Here is a 17,916-nt window from a genome sequence, read left to right as displayed (position 1 = left end):
AAGCAGGCACAATGGCACGCAAACCCGCAAAAAAGGCGGAACAACTCTTTAACATCGCCCTTGTGGGGCAGTCCGGGCGGCTGGAGTACGAAGCCCTGTTGTTTGTTGCCTCGCTGCGCGCCAAAAGCCCCAATTTCAAAGGCCGCGTGCTGATCGCAGAACCCCAGCCCGGCCCTCTATGGCCCAAAGATCCGCGGATCGGAAACGGGGATGTCCGGGCGGCCCTCGCTGATCTAGGCGCCGAAATAGTCCCCTTTGAATCCAAGCATTTCGGCCATACTTACCCGCCCGGAAACAAGATCGAGATGCTGCAGGCATTGCCCAAAGGCGAGCCGTTTGTGTTTTTCGACAGTGACACCCTAATCACGGGTGAACTCAACGACGTGCTCTTCGACTTTGACTATCCCAGCGCATCGATGCGGCGCACCGACACATGGCCGCAACTGGAACTCTACGGGCCCGGCTACACTGACATCTGGAAGTCGCTCTATGATGCGTTTGATCTCGACTTTGAAAGCAGCCTCGATCTGAACGAGCCTGACGAGTACTGGAAACGCTATCTCTACTTCAACGCAGGCTACTTTTTCGGATCATGCCCGCATGCGTTCGGGGAAAAATTCCTCGCATACACTTTGCACATTCGTGACACTCCACCACCGGAACTTGTGTGCCAGTCATTGGATCCGTGGCTTGACCAAGTGGCCCTGCCCCTTGTGATCCACGCCTTGGGCGGTGGTCGCGACAGCGCGGTGCATGCACATCTCGACGGGCCGGTGAGTTGCCACTACCGCCTGCTCCCAATGCTTTATGCCCGGGAAAATCAGGCCGTCATAGACACCCTTCACGCCGTGTGCAGCCCAAACAAGATCAAAAAGGTCCTCAAAGGATACGACCCAATCAAGCGCATGGTCTTTCAGGGGCGCGGCGAAAAAGTGCGCGCACTTTTTGACCAAAACGACCTGCCCCGCAAGGAACAGGCAATCCGAAATCGAATAAAATCCAACGGTTTCTGGATGCGCTAGCTTCTTGCGCTATATTAACAGCCACTCACCCTAAAAAACGGATGTACATCCATGTACTGGACGCATCCGAATAACCGTCACCCAACTTGCCAAGTTTCAAGCGAAGGGAGCAGGCACATGTCAGATGCGACTTGTTTATTCCTGAGCGGCATAGTTGAAAACTTAATGCAGGGAAGGATTGACGCAGTTCTTGAGAACTTTGTCTTCCCCATTCCACTTTATGCCGGAGACACCCTGCAGGTCTTTGGTGCGCCGTGCACTTTCAAAGAAGTGCTGACAATGTATCACGACGCCTCGCTTAACGCCGGCATTACCAAAATAACGCCGCGCATTCTGGCCGATGGGTTGCCTGTCAACGGATACAGCAACGTTTGGGTCGAATGGGATCACCTGGACGCGCAAGGAACGTGCCTGAAAACAAGCCAAGTGCACTATGTCCTGCGTTATGACGATGCGGCGCGGTCTCCCAAGATCGAATTGATTGAATACATCGAACAGGCGTTTCCCGAAGTTTCAGCCAGCTATTCCATGACCAAGATCGCCTGACCCCGGTCACGCGCTCCTACGACAAATGGGCGGCCAACCCTGTCAGGCCGTGATTGCGAAGTTCCTAAAAAACCTGGATCGTCTTGCCCGCAGTCGTTCCTTTGCCTATCGATAAGGCAACCACAGCGCCTCAAGGCAAAGGAACCTCAAAATGACCGACGGCCCGAAATACGGTTTTGACACCCTTCAAATTCACGCAGGCGCACGGCCTGACCCCGCTACGGGTGCACGCCAGACACCGATCTATCAAACCACGGCATATGTGTTTCGTGACGCAGAACACGCCGCTGCCCTCTTTAACCTGCAAGAGGTCGGCTACATCTATTCCCGCCTGACCAACCCGACCGTCGCCGTGCTGCAGGAACGCATCGCGACGCTCGAAGGAGGTGTAGGCGGAGTATGTTGTTCATCAGGGCACGCCGCGCAAATCATGGCGCTGTACCCGCTGATGTCACCGGGCAAAAACGTGGTCGTCTCCACTCGTCTCTATGGCGGCACCGTCACCCAGTTCAGTCACACCATCAAACGGTTCGGATGGGAGGCAACGTTCGTCGACTTTGACGATCTGGACGCCGTGAAGGCCGCCATCGATGACAATACCCGCGCCGTGTTCTGCGAAGCGATTGCCAACCCGGGCGGCTACATCACCGATCTGGATGCGATTGCCGAAATTGCTGACGGTGCAGAAATTCCGCTGATCGTAGACAATACAACGGCCACCCCCTACCTGTGCCGCCCCATCGAACACGGAGCGACGCTGGTTGTGCATTCCACAACCAAATACCTGACCGGCAACGGCACAGTCACCGGAGGCTGCGTCGTAGATTCCGGCAAGTTTGACTGGTCAGCCAACGACAAATTCCCGGCGCTGTCGCAACCCGAACAGGCCTATCATGGGCTCAAGTTCCACGAAACGTTCGGCCCCCTCGCCTTCACCTTCCACGGGATCGCAATTGGTTTGCGGGATCTGGGCATGACAATGAACCCACAGGCCGCGCACTACACGCTGATGGGCACAGAAACCTTGTCATTGCGTATGGACCGGCATGTCGAAAACGCAGTCAAGATCGCCAACTGGCTCGAAAACGACCCACGCGTTGAATACGTGACCTACGCAGGCCTGGAATCCTCGCCCTATTACAAACGGGTAGCCAAGATCTGTCCGCGCGGGGCCGGTGGTTTGTTCACCTTTGCGGTCAAGGGCGGGTACGATGCGTGCATTAAACTGGTCAACGCGCTCGAAATCTTTAGTCACGTGGCGAACTTGGGCGATGCCCGCTCGCTCATCATCCACTCCGCCTCAACCACGCACCGCCAGCTCACAGCCGAACAGCAGCGTGCGGCCGGGGCTGCGCCCGAAGTGGTGCGCGTTTCCATCGGAACCGAGGATGTGGATGATCTTATCGCCGATTTGGATCAGGCGCTGGCCAAGGCAGCAAGCTAGGACCAGTCCCCACGCCGCTTTTACTTTGCATGGGCAAAGTCCTGCTTTATCCTACGTTGCATATAGAGGTGCGTTCCATCCACGCGCCCAACTTGCTAAAGGCCTAGTATGAAGCCGAACTTTGCGATGTCCTTGTCCTTTGACGGGATCCGCCTGCTGCAACGCGCAGCGGGCGGGTGGTACCTGTTGGGCGAGGTGTCGATCTCGGAGTCTGACCTTGCAGGGGCGCTGGCAACACTGCGCAACGCGGGCGAGGCCGCGGACAGCGGCCCGCTCTATACCAAGCTGATTATCCCGGACGAACAAATCCGCTATCTCAGCGTCAAAACGCCGGGGCAGGATGATCTTGCCCGCAAAGACGCTGCGCGCGCCGCCCTTGACGGCGCCACCCCCTATGCGGTCGATGCATTGGCCTTCGACATTTCTCCGGACGGAGACACAACCCATATCGCCGCCGTAGCCCGCGAAACGCTGCAAGAGGCCGAAGACTTTGCCCGCCAACACGGGTTTGCCCCGGTCAGCTTCGCGGCTGCCGGAACCGGCGCGGAGTTCCTAGGCGAGCCGTTCTTTGGCCCGACCTCCCACGCCAAGACCGCACTCCCACCCGGCACCGAAGTCGAACCGGATGGCGTGCGTGTGGTCATCGTAGAAAAACTGGCAGAACCAGAGCAGCCCATCGTTGACCCGGTTGTGGAAGAACCAGCCCAAGAGCCGGTAGAGCCTGACCAGATCAAGGACGAGGCGGATGGCCCTGCGATGCTGACGCAGGACGCACCAGAGCCCGAAGCAGAAGCACCCGAGCAAACAGAAGAGACAGCGCCAAGCATCGCCGACGCGCCAACGCCCGACACTGCCCCAACGCCCGATGCTGTGCCAAAGGATCCCGTGGTCGCAGAAACACTGGCCGTGGATGCAGGCGTGATCGTCGAAGATATCGACATCCCAGACGACACTCCGCTCGATACTGAACAGACCACCCCACCGCTGCTGGGCTTTGCCACAAGACGTCGGCAAGATCCGTCTTCTGATGCGCCTCCACTGCGTCTGGGCGGGGTGTTGCGCGGTGCCAAAGTGCCCCCCAAATCACCGCTGCCGCCGACGCAGACCGAGGCACCCGATCAGGACGAGGTAAACCTGACGGCCCCGCCAAAATCTGCCGCAGACAGCCTACGCCCAACCGAGCCACCGGTCGTGGCGACAACCGAGACAAGCCCTGCCCCCCTTGTCGCGCCGGCAAAAGAGCGCCCCAGAGGGTTCCTTTCACGGCGCAAAGCGCCGGTCGCGCCCGATGCCGACGCGCACCGACCCACAGCCCGCGTTCCAGCGCCTGCCAAAAATCCGGCGCATGAGCCTCCGGCCATAGAAACCGAGCGTATGACTGTGTTCGGCGCCCGTGGTGACGTTACGGTGCGAGGCAAACCACGGTTTCTGGGACTGATCCTGACGGCCCTGCTGATTGTGTTCCTGGCCGGTGTTGCGGCATGGGCCTCTATCTTTCTTGACGATGGGCTGGCGCGTCTGTTTCCTCCGCGCGAACGCACGCTGGCGTCCACCTTGCCTGATGACACCAGCCCCGCGCTGGTCGAAGACGTCGGTGCCACCACCGTTCTTGAACCCGACCCAGAAGCAGAAGCGGATGGCATTGTCGTCGCGGCGCTCAACGACAGTCTCACCGATGACGGGTTAAGCCCCGAGGACGCCGCCGTTCTGGACGCATTGCGCGATCCCCTGCCTGAACCAGTGGCACCCGAAGAGCTTGATGCAGCCGCCCTTGACGCGCGCTATGCCGTCACCGGCATCTGGCCCAAAGCCCCGGATGTTCCAAGCCCAACGGGCCTTGTGGACCTCGAAGACCTCTATGTCACCGGGATCGACCCGGTCAGCCCCGCGCTTGACGCCGTGGCCCTGCCGCGCTCGGCATCCTTTTACACCGACCGACGACCGGCGCTGATTACATCGCCCGCCGCAGCGGGCACAAACTTTGCCCGGGACGCACAAGGGCGTATCATCCCCACGGTCGAAGGCGCGCTAAGCCCGGATGGGTTCACGGTGTATCTGGGCAGGCCACCCATCGTTCCGCCAGTCACCCGCGCACGGCTTGAGGTCGGCGAAGATGCGAACCCGAACACCACGACCATTGTGCAAGTTCGCCCACGCGCAAGGCCAACCGATTTGATCGAACAGAACGAACGCGCCACGCTTGGCGGGCTGTCGCGCACCGAACTGGCCGCCTTGCGACCTCGCCTGCGCCCGCAAGCGCCCCAAGAAATCGAAGAACAGAACCAAGAAGAAACGGCAGAAAACGCACCCGTTTCCGAACTGGCGACGGCTGTGTCCCTGCGCCCCGCAACGCGTCCGCGTAACTTCGCGCGCACCGTCGCGCGGGCCACTCCAGCACCTGCTCCTGCACCAGCACCCGAGGCAGAGGCAGAGGCAACGCCGAAACCACAGCGCACAGTTTCCATTGCACCTCGTACCGTTACTCCCAAGATTCCTTCCTCGGCGTCCGTGACGCGCGAGGCCACCGTGCGCAACGCAATCAACCTGCGCCGAGTCAATCTGATTGGGGTCTACGGCACGCCGTCCAATCGGCGCGCGCTGGTGCGCTTGGCCAATGGACGCTACCAAAAAGTCGAAGTGGGCGACCGCTTTGACGGCGGACGTATATCAGCGATCGGCGATTCCGAACTGCGCTACCAAAAGAGCGGTCGCAACGTGGTGCTGAAGATGCCGAAAGGGTAACGGAAACCAACACGGTTTCCGCCTCCTTTTCTGATCTCTGGGAATGACGCCTTAACCAGCCGCCAGCTCTCCGCTGTCGATCTGTTCTTGTTCGATGCTTTCAAACAGAGCCTTAAAGTTCCCTTCGCCAAATCCTTCGTCGCCTTTGCGCTGAATGAATTCAAAGAAGATCGGCCCAATCACAGTTTTTGAGAAGATCTGCAAAAGAATCTTGGTTTCACCCCCATCAACGACGCCTTCGCCATCGATCAGGATACCATGCTTGCGCATCCGCTCCAGCGGCTCGTCATGGCCCGCAACGCGCGTCTTGCTCAAATCATAGTAAGTGTCCGGCGGTCCGGGCATGAACTTCAACCCATTATCGGCAATCGCATCTGTGCTGTCATAGATGTCATCCGAACCGACCGCGATGTGTTGAATGCCCTCGCCTTTGTACTTCTTGAGATAGGCCACGATCTGCCCAGTCTCGCCGCGATCCTCATTGATCGGGATACGAATGCGTCCGCAAGGCGAGGTCAGCGCACGGCTGAGCAGTCCGGTGAACTTACCCTCGATGTCAAAAAACCGGATTTCTTTGAAATTGAACAGATCGCCGTAAAATCGGAACCACGTGTCCATGTTCCCCTTGTGCACATTGTGCGTCAGGTGATCGAGGTAGAAAAAACCAACACCGCGCGGTTTGGACTGCTCCAGCCACTCATACTCATCATTGTAGGGTGAGGTGTCATAGTACTGATCTACAAAGTAAATCAGACTACCGCCGATGCCGTAGATGGCAGGCACATCCAGAACTTTGTCCGTGCTTTCATAGGGCTTAGCCCCCAATGACAGCGCGCGCTCAAAAGCGGCCTGCGCATCAACGATCCGCCAACCCATGGACGGCGCGCAGGGTCCATGCTCTTCAACAAACCGCGCGCCAAAGCTGTCTGGTTCGGCGTTCAAAACGTATGTGATATCGCCTTGCTGCCACAACTCGATCTGTTTCGACCGGTGACGGGCCACCTTTTGATACCCCATGCGCGTGAACAGCGCGCGCAGTTCCTCTGGATCAGGATGGGCAAATTCGACGAATTCAAAACCGTCCGTGCCCATCGGGTTGGCTTCGGTGATCTCAGATTTCGGGGCGTCGTGGGGAAAAGGGCCCATCGGGGAACTCCTGGTAAGGGTGATTTACGCTCGAAATACAGCGCATCGCGCGCAAAATGCGCGTAAAAGTGATGGTTTTTCTCACAGTTTACGCGCACCATACGCAAATAATTAAAATTCTATGCAGGAATTCCGCACATGCTAGATTCCCTCGACACCCGCCTGCTTGCTGCCCTTCAACAAGACGCGCACCTCACGGCACAACACCTCAGCGACAAGCTAAACCTGTCAGCCAGTCAGATCGGACGCCGCCGTCAGCGGCTCGAAGCGGATGGCTACATCCAAGGCTATGTCGCGCGCCTTGATCCGGCGCGGCTTGGGCTCAGTGTGCAGGGTTTTGTTCAGGTGCACCTCGGCACCCACGGCCCGGAACACTCAGCCAGCTTTGCCCGCCTGCTGGACACCTCGCCCGAGATCACAAGCGCATGGGCGATGACGGGCGACGCCGACTATCTGCTGCGCGTCTACTGCGCGGATCTAGCGGCGCTAAACGCGTTGATACACGACGTCCTGCTGCCGCACCCTTCGGTCGCACGCGTGCACAGTCAAATCGTCATGGATCAGCTCAAACGGGACGGCCCCCTACCCACCTGAGGCCCCATGCCACGGGATCGCCAGTCCAACATCTGGCACCGAATTTCCGCCCTTTGTGCCACTTTGATGATGTTGCCGGTTGTGCTTGCGGCCAAAGCCCCACATTCTTGCACTCACCCTCAAAAGGCATCGCCATGGAAAGCTTCCTGTACCAAGCCTCCATCTACCTCGCAGCCGCCGTGCTTGCGGTGCCAATTGCCGCGCGTCTGGGGCTCGGGTCTGTTCTGGGATATCTGGCAGCGGGCATACTGATCGGTCCGGTGCTAGGCCTCGTTGGGGCCGAAACCGAAGACCTTCAGCATTTCGCCGAATTCGGCGTCGTCATGATGCTGTTCCTCATCGGGCTAGAGCTGGAACCGCGCGCACTTTGGGATATGCGACACAAGCTGCTCGGGCTTGGCGGGGCACAGATCGCGCTGTCCACTCTTGCGATGATGGGCGTGGCAATGGCCTACAACCAATCCTGGAGCGTCTCACTTGCGATCGGATTGACACTGGCCCTGTCCTCCACGGCCATCGTTTTGCAAACGCTGTCCGAGAAAGGGCTGATAAAGACCGGCGGTGGGCGCTCGGTGTTTTCCGTGTTGCTGACACAAGACATTGCCGTGATCCCGATCCTGGCCTTCCTGCCCCTGCTGGCCGTGACGGTGCCGGTTCAAATCACGGCCGACGGGTCCATTGAAAGAGACCATAACGGTGACGGGCACGGCGGCGGGCACGGTGAATTTTCGCTCAGCCTTGTGGACGGGCTGCCCGGATGGGGCGTGACACTCGTAACAATCGGTGCCGTGGCGGCCGTTGTTCTGGCAGGCATATTCCTGACCCGGCCCGTCTTTCGCTTTATCCACGCCGCGCGCCTGCGCGAAATGTACACCGCCCTGGCCCTTCTGATCGTGGTGTCGATCTCGTTCCTGATGATGCTCGTCGGGCTATCACCTGCGCTCGGGGCCTTCCTCGCCGGAGTGGTTCTGGCAAGTTCCGAATTCCGCCACGAACTGGAAACCGACCTCGAACCGTTCAAAGGTCTGCTCTTGGGCCTGTTCTTCATCACCGTCGGCGCAGGGATCAACTTCATCATGCTGTTTGATCGCTGGCCGGCTCTACTCTCAATGGCGATATTGGTGATCCTGCTCAAAGGTCTGGTGCTCTACTGCCTCTCCGTGGCGTTCAGGATCAAAGGCCGGGATCGCTGGCTGTTCACGCTGGGTTTGGCGCAAGCGGGCGAGTTTGGTTTTGTGCTGGCCGCGTTTTCGGTTGGTCAGGGGGTGATCCCAATATACGTGGCCGAAACACTGCTGCTTGTGATCGCATTGACGATGCTGATCAGCCCGCTCTTGTTCATCCTTTACGAGGTCATCTCGCGGCGCATGGCCGAGTCCAAAGATGATGTTGAAGCCGACGAAATTGATGACGAAGGGCCTGTGATCATCGCAGGAATTGGGCGCTTCGGGCAAATCGTGAACCGCCTGCTGCAAGGCACTGGGTTCAATACAGTTGTTCTGGATCACGACATGGAAACCATCGCGCTGATGCGGCGGTTCGGATTCAAGGGCTTTCTGGGCGATCCCAGCCGCCCCGACATTCTGCATGCCGCAGGGATCGACACAGCCCGCATTCTCGTGGTGGCACTGGACGACCCAAAGGCCGCGATCAACCTCGTGACCTATGCGCGCAAAGTCCGCCCAGACATTCACATCATCGCGCGCGCCTACGACCGGGTGCATGTCTACAACCTGTATCAGGCAGGTGCGGATGACATCGTGCGCGAAATGTTTGATGCCTCGTTGCGCGCCGGACGTTACGCGCTCGAAAATCTGGGGCTTAGCGAATACGAGGCCGCCGAGGCCGAAAAACTGTTCTACGCCCACGACCGCGTAGCGGTGCGGCGTCTGGCCGAACTTTACGATCCGAATGTTCCGACCTCGAAGAACGATGAATACGTCGCACTGGCCCGAGAGCTTGAAAAAGACCTCGAAGTGTCACTTTCGGCGCGCGGCGAAGAGCCGAAACGGGCGTAAACTGCGCGATGCCCGGGGTCGGCGGGCGGGCATCTTTCGGCAAGGCCGAAACAGAGCCGCGCGATGACCTCACCCGTCTGCGACACCCGCCTCAGCAAATGTCGCCATGCCCGAATGGCACGCAACAGCCCCCTTCAGAACGCCGATGGCCAGCGCCGCACCAGACCCTTCGCCAAGGCGCAATCCCAATGACAAAAGCGGCGTCTTGCCCAAAGCCTCAAGCATGCGCGCATGGGCCCCTTCCGCGCTCTGGTGCCCCGCGACAACGTGATCGAGAGCGCCTGTGGCGGTGTGTTCCAGACAGGCCGCCGCCGCCGTGCAGATAAAGCCATCCATAATCACCGGAATGGACAAAAACCGCGCCCGCGCCATCGCCCCAGCCATACCCGCCAATTCGCGCCCGCCAAGGCGCATCAACACGTCCAGACCATCCCCCGCATCTGCGTGCATGGCCAAACCATCCGCGACAACTTGAGTCTTGGCGGCCAAAGCATCGCCTTCAACCCCAGTTCCACGCCCGGTCCACGCCCCCGCGTCGCCCCCAAACAAATGCGCCGCAATCGCCGCTGCTGACGTGGTGTTGCCGATCCCCATTTCACCGACCACCAACAGGTCCGCCGCCGGATCGACACCGTCCCAGCCTGCACGCAACGCAGCGACCACGTCGGCCTCGCTCATCGCAGGCCCCGCAGTAAAATCAGCCGTCGGCACGTCAAGGTCCAACGGGACCACATCCATGCGCGCCCCAAAGGCCTTCGCAAGCTGGTTGATCGCAGCACCACCATGCTCAAAATTGGCGACCATTTGAACGGTCACTTCAGGCGGAAACGCCGATACGCCGCGCGCCGCGACCCCATGGTTTCCGGCAAAAACAATCACTTGCGGCGTACTGATGGCAGGGCGGGCGTCGCCGCGCCAGCCAGCATACCAGATCGCGAGATCCTCCAGCCGTCCCAATGCACCGGGCGGTTTGGTCAACTGACCATTGCGTGCGGCAGCCCCCTCTAGCGCAGTCGCGTCAGGGCCAGGCATCTCTGCCAAAATTGCGCGCAGTTCGTCGAGTGTATCAAAGCTCATATCGCGTGTTGTCCTTGCCTGTTCGTCCCACGCTCTTTACCCAAAGCGTCACGCGCCGCAAGTCAGGACAGGACATGGAACCCGATGAAACCGACACCACGCTGAAAGAGCGCTTGAGGGACCTGCCCACAGCGCTCGTTCTGCTGACACGGTTGCCGATACCGCGCCTGCCCGATCAGGCGTTTGATCATGGGGCGCGGGCTGTCTGGGCCTATCCTGTGGTCGGCCTCATTCTTGGCCTGTTTGCCAGCGGTGTGGTGTGGCTTACCAGTATCCTTTCGTTACCTGCGGTCATGGGTGCAGGGCTCACACTGGCGGTTCTTGTGATCCTGACAGGGGCCATGCACGAGGATGGCCTCGCCGACACCGCAGACGGGCTCTGGGGTGGGCACGACCCGAAACGCCGCCTTGAGATCATGAAAGACAGTCGGATCGGCGCGTACGGCGTCCTTGCGCTGATCCTTGCGATGGGACTGCGCTGGGTGGGTCTGGCAGAAGTCACCATAGCCGGGTTGATCACAGCTCTGGTAATCTCGCGCGCACTGATGGCGCCGCTGATGTTTGCCCTGCCCCATGCACGCGACGCCGGGCTGTCTCATAGCGTTGGGCGTCCTTCAACTCCGGCCATGCTCATCGGAATGCTCATCGCGGCCGCCTGCGCTATTGTGTTGAGCGGCGGACCGGGCCTGCTTGCTCTGATCATCGCAGGCGTTGTGGCTGCTGGCATAGGTGCCTTGGCAAAGGCCAAGATTGGCGGGCAAACAGGCGACATCCTAGGAGCGACGCAAATCTGCACGGAAATCACCGTCCTGATTACACTTGCTGCAACGCTCGGCTGATTGATCCCCCCGATCCGGCAAAGAGCCTTGGCGGGCCTCGCAGATGCAGGGACACAGCCCTATTCCAACCAGACAACAAAAAACCGCGCCCCAAAACAGGGACGCGGTCTAATTCTCAAACGGCCTTGGATCAGGCGGCGACGCGACTTGTCAGCACATCGCCCACTTCCTTGGCAGCGGCCACTTCATCACCACCAGACACAGCCGCCACTTCGCGGGTCAACCGCTCAAGGGCTGCCTCATACAGCTGGCGTTCAGAATAGCTTTGTTCGCGCTGATCGTCGGTGCGATGCAGATCGCGGACAACTTCGGCAATGGCGATCAGATCGCCCGAATTGATCTTTTGCTCGTATTCCTGCGCGCGACGAGACCACATGGCGCGCTTGACCTTGGCCTTGCCCTTCAGGGTCTTCATCGCATGTGCGATGACGTCTGGGCTGCTAAGCGCGCGCATACCGATATCGGTCGCTTTGTTGGTGGGCACGCGCAGCGTCATCTTGTCCTTCTCGAACGAGATCACAAACAGCTCAAGCGTCAGCCCTGCCACTTCCTGACTTTCGACCGAGATGATCTGGCCCACACCATGTGCCGGGTAAACCACAAATTCATTGGGGCGAAAGTCGAGTTTCTTAGATTTTGTCATTCGGTATCCTCATAAGACGTGCCGGACATGGCCCATTTTCGACAGTCAAATCCGCATCAGCCGGGGCAATCATGCCACGCCTAAGGTGCGGTTCAGGTCGAGATTTCAGGTGGGCCAGCGTCGTTATCGACCGGCCCAAAGGTGTATCCGTCTGTCAGTTGTGGTGAAATCATAACACAAAAAACGCAGATTCGAAAGCTACCCTTGGGGCAGCAGCGACAAGGATGCGCTTTTTCAGCCCGTTAGAGGGCGCAGTTCATGCCGCAGATGCAGAAAACCCAACAGATAAACTGATTCGGAAATCGTCAGCCGCCTTCGCCGGGCGCTTCGGAAAACAGCTCCATCTTGCCCTCTTTGCCATCCATCTCTTCGGCAGCGGGCAGCGGGTCTTTCTTGGTGATGATGACCGGCCACATCTCGGAATACTTGCGATTGAACTCGACCCATTTTTCCATGTCTGGCTCGGTGTCCGGGCGAATGGCATCGGCGGGGCATTCAGGTTCGCACACGCCACAATCGATGCACTCATCGGGATGGATCACCAGCATGTTCTCGCCTTCGTAAAAGCAATCGACCGGGCATACTTCGACGCAGTCGGTGTATTTGCAGGCGATGCAGGAATCGTTGACGATATAGGTCATGCAGGGGCTCGTGTGATGCGGTTCAGCGGCTTAGGTAAATGAGCATGACGTATCATTCAAGGTGGCGAGCACGGGAAAGATCACCCTGTCGCCGCACGCGTTTGGTCGGACGCCCTTTTCCTTCAAATCTCGGGTTCTCGGGAACAGGCGTTTCGCGCGGGGCTGGTTCGGGGGACATATCGTTGTAGAGCGTTTGCGCCTCAGGCGCCGGGCCGCGCCGTGTACCGATGGCCACGACCTCGATAATGCGTACGTCACGACCTATGGCAAAGGTCAACACATCGCCCGGTTGGATTGTCGTGGCGCGCTTGGTCACCCGCTCTGCGTTCACGCGCACATCCCCAGCCGCCACTCGGGCCGCCGACAACGAGCGTGTTTTGAAAAAGCGGGCAAACCACAGCCATTTGTCCAGACGCAGCTTGTCGCCCGCTTCGCTCAATTACTTGTTGTCCTTCAAACCCATCAAGGCCGCTGCAAACGGATTGTCCGGGTCGATGGGCTTTTCTTTGCGCGGTGGACGGGCAGAGAAATTCTGGCCCTTGTCGCCATCCTTGCGCGGCCCCTTACCCTTGCCTTTGGGTTTGCCACCCTGACCACCTTTGCCACGGGGTTTGCCCCCTTGCGCAGGGCGACCCCGGTTGGCCGCAGGCGCGCGCCCCCAAGTGAACGTATAAAACACTTCAACTTCAGGCGCGTCCTCGCTCGGCGCATCTTCGCTCTGCTCTGTCTCAGGCGCAGCGTCGCTTTGCGCGGCTTCAGACGTTTCGACCTCGACAGGCGCGGGTTCGGCGACTTCGGTTTCTTCTGCTGCCGGTGCTTCAGCCGAGGCGTCGGCAGTGTCGGCGTCTGCCGTCGGAGTGTCGTCCTTTGCATCGGATGCTGCGGCGTCGCTTGGCTCTGCGGCGGCCAGCTTCACTTTCGCGCGCTCACCCTTCTCGGCCTTGTACCCAAGGCCCGCCATCAGACCAGCAAACTGCTCCAGGGTCATGCCCGTGATCGACAGCATATCGGCCTTGGCCTCAAAACCACCGCGCGAATCCTCGGCGCGCAGCATGTCAGCAAGACGCTCCAGCATATCGATACGGATCGCGCGCTCGCCCGCGTTGCGGTAGCCCGCCATCGTGTCCGCACCGTCGGCGGCACCCGTCATGGCTGGTATCGTGACCAGACCGGGGGGCGGAGATTCGGGGAACTCGCCCAATCCCTTGGACAGCGACCAAAGCACCAGACGCAACCGGGTCGGCGCAGGTTTCAGCAACAACGGCATAAAGATCGTGAACTGCCCAAAGCGGATGCCATGCTTGCGCAGCGCGCCGCGCGCATCCTGATCCAGCGCTTTGACCTCATCGGCCACAGCGGCACGGGGCAACACGCCCAGCGCCTCGATCAAACGAAAAGCAAAGCCTTTGGCCAAACCGGTCAAAGCCTCGTCGCGCTCCATGTTCAGCAGAGGCTCAAACAGGGCGGCCACCTTGCGGTCGATGAAATGCTGCGCGCGGCGTTGCACCTTCTGTGCAACCTCCGGACCGGCAACATCGTCCACAAACACTTCAACCTGTGGCTTCAGAGGGTCAGACCCCGCCACCAGCTTGCCCACGGCAGAGGAACCCCACATCAGGCCACCTTGCTCGGTGAAATCGATCTCTGTGTCGGGGGCGTTGTAAAAACGATCCGCACGCAGATGGAAATGAGGGGCAAGCGCCTGCAAAGCCGCCGACTTGATCGTCTTGGCTTCGGCCGCGCCTGTCCCCTTGTCCTGAGAGAAACGGAACCCGTCCAACTTGCCGACGAACTCGCCTTCGACAGTCACTTCACCATTGTCATTTACTTCGGCCACCATGGCCTCCTTCTGGCCTAGCCGGCGCAACAATACACTGGTGCGCCGGTCTACAAATCTTTGTGTCAGCTTTTCATGAAGAGCATCTGACAAGCGGTCTTCTACATGGCGCGTCTCGCTGCGCCAATGGTCTATATCGTCCACCCACCCTTTGCGCTGCGCCACATAGGTCCATGTGCGGATAAACGCCAGCCTTTTGCTGACGGCATCTATGTCACCATCGGTGCGGTCAATCCGTTTGATCTGGCGGCCCATCCAATCGTTGGGAATGGACCCACGCTCGTGCAGATAGCGAAAGATAACATCGAGAAGGCTGGAGTGTTCCTGATGGCTGATCCCACGGAAGTCGGGCACCCGGCACACATCCCACAGCAACTTGACCGACGGCCCGTCGGTGCAGCGCGCCACCACCTCGGCGCTCTCACCCAGCGATTTCAGCGCCATGACATCATCTGCTTCGCGCGCCCGCACGAGAACCTCGTGATCCGGCGGGGCCTCCAACGACCGCACCAACGCATCAATCGTTCCGAACTGAAGGGCATGGTTGCGCCATTGCAGCTTTTGCACCGGGGTAAATCGGTGATCCATGATTGCCTGCGCCGTGCCGTCGTCCAAGGGGCGCACGTCTCCGGTGACGCCGAATGTCCCGTCCTTCTGGCCGCGCCCGGCGCGTCCGGCGATCTGGGCCAACTCATTGGGCGCAAGGGGGCGCATGCGCCGCCCGTCGAACTTGGTCAGCGATGAAAACGCCACATGGTCAATGTCGAGGTTAAGCCCCATCCCGATGGCGTCCGTAGCCACCAGAAAATCAACCTCGCCGTTCTGGTACATGTCCACTTGGGCGTTGCGGGTGCGCGGGCTCAGCGCGCCCATCACGACAGCAGCCCCGCCACGCTGGCGCTTGATCAGTTCAGCGATGGCATAGACGTTATCAACCGAAAACCCGACGATGGCCGAGCGGGCGCGCATCCGCGACACCTTTTTCTGCCCCGAATAAACCAGCTGCGACATCCGCTCGCGGCGCATGTATTGCAAGCCCGGCACCAAAGCACCGATGGGGCCACGCATGGTATCAGCGCCCAGAAACAGCGTTTCATGCAGACCACGCGCGCGCAAAAGGCGGTCAGTAAACACGTGGCCGCGTTCAGGGTCGGCGCACAGCTGGATCTCGTCAATCGCAAGGAAATCAACACCCATGCCCTCGGGCATCGCCTCAACGGTACAGACCCAATATTGGGTGCGGGGGGGGACAATGCGCTCTTCGCCGGTGACAAGTGCGACAACCGATGGACCGCGCAATGCAACAATCCGGTCATAAACCTCGCGTGCAAGCAGACGCAAAGGCAGACCGATCACCCCTGTACGGTGGCCCAGCATCCTTTCGATGGCGTAAGTGGTTTTACCTGTATTGGTGGGGCCTAAAACGGCCACCACCCGCGCGTCGCCCGACATGGGCCGTCCCCCGTTTCACCCGGTGCTTTGGATCAAAGCTCGCGGCCTATGCCTCTGGATTTAAGCTGCTCACGCGCCGTGTTGGCGTTTTCGTGGTTCGGATGCAAGTCGAGAACCTGATCAAAGGCATCCCGCGCACGTTCATAGTCGCCAAACTCTTGCAACATCACGCCAAGACCAAAGATGGCGTTGTAGTTGTCGGGGTTCAGGATCAACGCACGCTGCAAATCATCGAGTGCAGGGCCATAAAGATCCTTCATGTAAAATGCGGTAGCCCTAGCGTGCCAGCCTTCGGCAAACTCGGGAGCATGATCAGTCACGGCGGTAAAGTGTTCGATGGCGATATCGATCTGCTCTTCCTCCAGCGCCTCACGGCCCCGGCGCAGCAGCATATCCAGCGAAGTTGAGCCTGACCTCGCCCACTCACGCTCGATGTCGCGGCTCAGGCGCGTGGCCTCTGCCGGTTCGGCCTCACGGAGCGCTTCCATCATCTCGTCAAGAGAGGATTGTGCGTGCCCGGGTAAGGAATTCCCTACTGTCAGTAAAAGTGCCGTGACGACAGGGTAGAGTTTACGCAGATGTGTGCCCATATTCATGAATGTAACAGGCCGCACGGTAATTTCCAGAGACGTCTCCGCGGCCCAAGCCAAAAAGGGCATCAAAGATGAGTGACACAGTAAACGAAGCCGTTGTCGTGCTGAATGAAAAACTGAGCGGCGCCGATTTTTCAGGCACTGCCAAATTTGACATCGAAGGCGAAGGCGCTGTGATGATGGACAGTTCGGGTGCGCGCGCCGCAGACGAGGCTGCGGACGTGACCCTTTCGGCCGATGCCGAGACCTTCAAAGCCATCCTGTCGGGTGAAACCAACCCAACATCCGCCTTCATGACCGGCAAGCTCAAGGTTGACGGCGACATGGGTATGGCAATGTCACTGGCCTCCGTTCTGGCCTGATGACCCTCGACGCGGCCCCTCTCTTTACAGATGTGTGCCCCGCACCACTGGACGGGGCCGCATACTGGGCACATGCCAGCGATGGCGTGCGCATCCGGCTGGGCGTCTATCGCCCGGACGACGCCAAGGGGACAGTTCTGCTGTTTCCCGGGCGCACGGAATACGTCGAAAAATATGCGCCTGCAGCCGGAGATCTGGCCAAGCGCGGATTTGCCTCGATCATTGTCGACTGGCGCGGCCAAGGCCTCGCGGACCGACTGCTTGATGACAACCGTATCGGGCACGTTGGCCTCTTTGCTGACTATCAGCTGGACGTGCAGGCAATGGTCAAAGCCGCCGAGACACTTGGTTTGCCCAAACCCTTCTACTTGCTCGGGCACTCCATGGGTGCCTGCATCGGACTGCGCTCACTCTACGAAGGGATCGACGTGGCAGCCGCCGCCTTTACCGGCCCCATGTGGGGCATCCGGATCGCCGCTGCCCTGCGCCCCGTGGCATGGGCTCTGGGCACAGTCATGCCAGTGATCGGCCATGGGCACCGCCTGCCCCCCGGACGGGTTTTAGAATCTTACGTTCTGACAGCCCCTCACGAAGACAACCTGCTGACAAGCAACCTCGAAATGTACGACATGATGCGCAAGCAACTGCTGGCACATCCCGAACTTGAACTGGGTGGTCCGAGTTTCCTGTGGCTGCGCGAGGCATTGGCCGAAACACTGGCTTTGTCGCGTATGCCTCCACCAAATGTGCCCGCGGACGCGTTTGTTGGAACAAACGAGCGGATCGTGCATGTCGGACGGATAGAGGCCCGCATGCGAGACTGGCCCAACAGCGGCCTACACGTGATTGAAAATGGTGAACACGAGGTGATGATGGAGGGTTCAGCCGAGCGCAAAACCATCTTTGACACCATCGCAGACCGCTTCGACACCGCAGCCTGAGGCTGGCGCGAAGACATTT

The 17,916-nt window shown here is 59.6% G+C and carries 16 protein-coding genes; 9 read left to right on the top strand and 7 right to left on the bottom strand.

What is annotated here, in order from left to right; genetic code table 11:
* Window positions 1-11: 11 nt before the first annotated feature.
* The 4 genes from DHN60_RS11300 to DHN60_RS11285 all read left to right on the top strand — a co-directional run bounded on the left by DHN60_RS11300 (window position 12) and on the right by DHN60_RS11285 (window position 5,754).
* A complete protein-coding gene (locus tag DHN60_RS11300) occupies window positions 12-1,022 on the top strand; it encodes a hypothetical protein (RefSeq protein ID WP_108837413.1) in 1,011 nt (336 codons plus the stop codon).
* A gap of 165 nt (window positions 1,023-1,187) precedes the next feature.
* Window positions 1,188-1,568 carry a hypothetical protein gene (locus DHN60_RS11295; protein ID WP_108837412.1) on the top strand — a complete coding sequence of 127 codons (381 nt, stop codon included), beginning with the start codon at window positions 1,188-1,190 and terminating at the stop codon, window positions 1,566-1,568.
* Between the two features lie 151 nt (window positions 1,569-1,719).
* Window positions 1,720-3,012, top strand: coding sequence for an O-acetylhomoserine aminocarboxypropyltransferase/cysteine synthase family protein (locus DHN60_RS11290; protein ID WP_108837411.1), 1,293 nt, complete (start codon window positions 1,720-1,722; stop codon window positions 3,010-3,012).
* Window positions 3,013-3,120: 108 nt separating this feature from the next.
* Window positions 3,121-5,754: a hypothetical protein gene (locus tag DHN60_RS11285; protein WP_108837410.1), complete on the top strand. Its 2,634-nt coding sequence runs from the start codon at window positions 3,121-3,123 to the stop codon at window positions 5,752-5,754.
* A gap of 51 nt (window positions 5,755-5,805) precedes the next feature.
* Here DHN60_RS11285 and hppD read toward each other — a convergent pair whose 3' ends face one another.
* Window positions 5,806-6,900: a 4-hydroxyphenylpyruvate dioxygenase gene (hppD, locus tag DHN60_RS11280; RefSeq protein WP_108837409.1), complete on the bottom strand. Its 1,095-nt coding sequence runs from the start codon at window positions 6,898-6,900 to the stop codon at window positions 5,806-5,808.
* Between the two features lie 138 nt (window positions 6,901-7,038).
* Between hppD and DHN60_RS11275 the strand changes: the two genes are divergently transcribed.
* Entirely contained in the window at window positions 7,039-7,494 is a 456-nt protein-coding gene (locus DHN60_RS11275; RefSeq protein WP_108837408.1) for an Lrp/AsnC family transcriptional regulator, read from the top strand.
* 134 nt (window positions 7,495-7,628) lie between these two features.
* Window positions 7,629-9,512, top strand: a complete 1,884-nt coding sequence (locus tag DHN60_RS11270) for a cation:proton antiporter (RefSeq protein ID WP_108837407.1) — start codon at window positions 7,629-7,631, stop codon at window positions 9,510-9,512.
* 69 nt (window positions 9,513-9,581) lie between these two features.
* Here DHN60_RS11270 and cobT read toward each other — a convergent pair whose 3' ends face one another.
* Complete coding sequence (cobT, locus tag DHN60_RS11265; RefSeq protein WP_108837406.1) at window positions 9,582-10,589, bottom strand: nicotinate-nucleotide--dimethylbenzimidazole phosphoribosyltransferase; 1,008 nt, start codon at window positions 10,587-10,589, stop codon at window positions 9,582-9,584.
* 74 nt (window positions 10,590-10,663) lie between these two features.
* Between cobT and cobS the strand changes: the two genes are divergently transcribed.
* On the top strand, window positions 10,664-11,428 hold the full coding sequence (gene cobS, locus DHN60_RS11260; RefSeq protein WP_108837405.1) for an adenosylcobinamide-GDP ribazoletransferase: 765 nt from the start codon (window positions 10,664-10,666) through the stop codon (window positions 11,426-11,428).
* 130 nt (window positions 11,429-11,558) lie between these two features.
* Here cobS and DHN60_RS11255 read toward each other — a convergent pair whose 3' ends face one another.
* From DHN60_RS11255 to DHN60_RS11235, 5 genes are all read right to left on the bottom strand, one after another.
* Complete coding sequence (locus DHN60_RS11255; protein WP_108837404.1) at window positions 11,559-12,071, bottom strand: CarD family transcriptional regulator; 513 nt, start codon at window positions 12,069-12,071, stop codon at window positions 11,559-11,561.
* Window positions 12,072-12,376: 305 nt separating this feature from the next.
* On the bottom strand, window positions 12,377-12,712 hold the full coding sequence (gene fdxA / locus DHN60_RS11250; protein WP_108837403.1) for a ferredoxin FdxA: 336 nt from the start codon (window positions 12,710-12,712) through the stop codon (window positions 12,377-12,379).
* Window positions 12,713-12,764: 52 nt separating this feature from the next.
* Window positions 12,765-13,151, bottom strand: a complete 387-nt coding sequence (locus tag DHN60_RS11245; RefSeq protein WP_108837402.1) for an RNA-binding S4 domain-containing protein — start codon at window positions 13,149-13,151, stop codon at window positions 12,765-12,767.
* Entirely contained in the window at window positions 13,152-16,001 is a 2,850-nt protein-coding gene (locus tag DHN60_RS11240; RefSeq protein ID WP_108837401.1) for a helicase-related protein, read from the bottom strand. It lies immediately after the preceding gene.
* 32 nt (window positions 16,002-16,033) lie between these two features.
* The gene (locus DHN60_RS11235; RefSeq protein WP_108837541.1) at window positions 16,034-16,591 is read right to left on the bottom strand and encodes a tetratricopeptide repeat protein; all 558 of its coding nucleotides are present in this window, start codon (window positions 16,589-16,591) and stop codon (window positions 16,034-16,036) included.
* Window positions 16,592-16,665: 74 nt separating this feature from the next.
* Between DHN60_RS11235 and DHN60_RS11230 the strand changes: the two genes are divergently transcribed.
* On the top strand, window positions 16,666-16,956 hold the full coding sequence (locus DHN60_RS11230; RefSeq protein WP_108837400.1) for an SCP2 sterol-binding domain-containing protein: 291 nt from the start codon (window positions 16,666-16,668) through the stop codon (window positions 16,954-16,956).
* On the top strand, window positions 16,956-17,897 hold the full coding sequence (locus DHN60_RS11225; RefSeq protein WP_108837399.1) for an alpha/beta fold hydrolase: 942 nt from the start codon (window positions 16,956-16,958) through the stop codon (window positions 17,895-17,897). Before DHN60_RS11230 ends, DHN60_RS11225 begins: the two co-directional genes overlap by 1 nt.
* Window positions 17,898-17,916 lie beyond the last annotated feature (19 nt).

The organism is Tateyamaria sp. Alg231-49, from assembly GCF_900143535.1.
GTDB lineage: Bacteria > Pseudomonadota > Alphaproteobacteria > Rhodobacterales > Rhodobacteraceae > Tateyamaria.
Note: the sequence above shows the minus strand (reverse complement) of the source record. Positions and strands in the feature narration are given on the sequence as shown.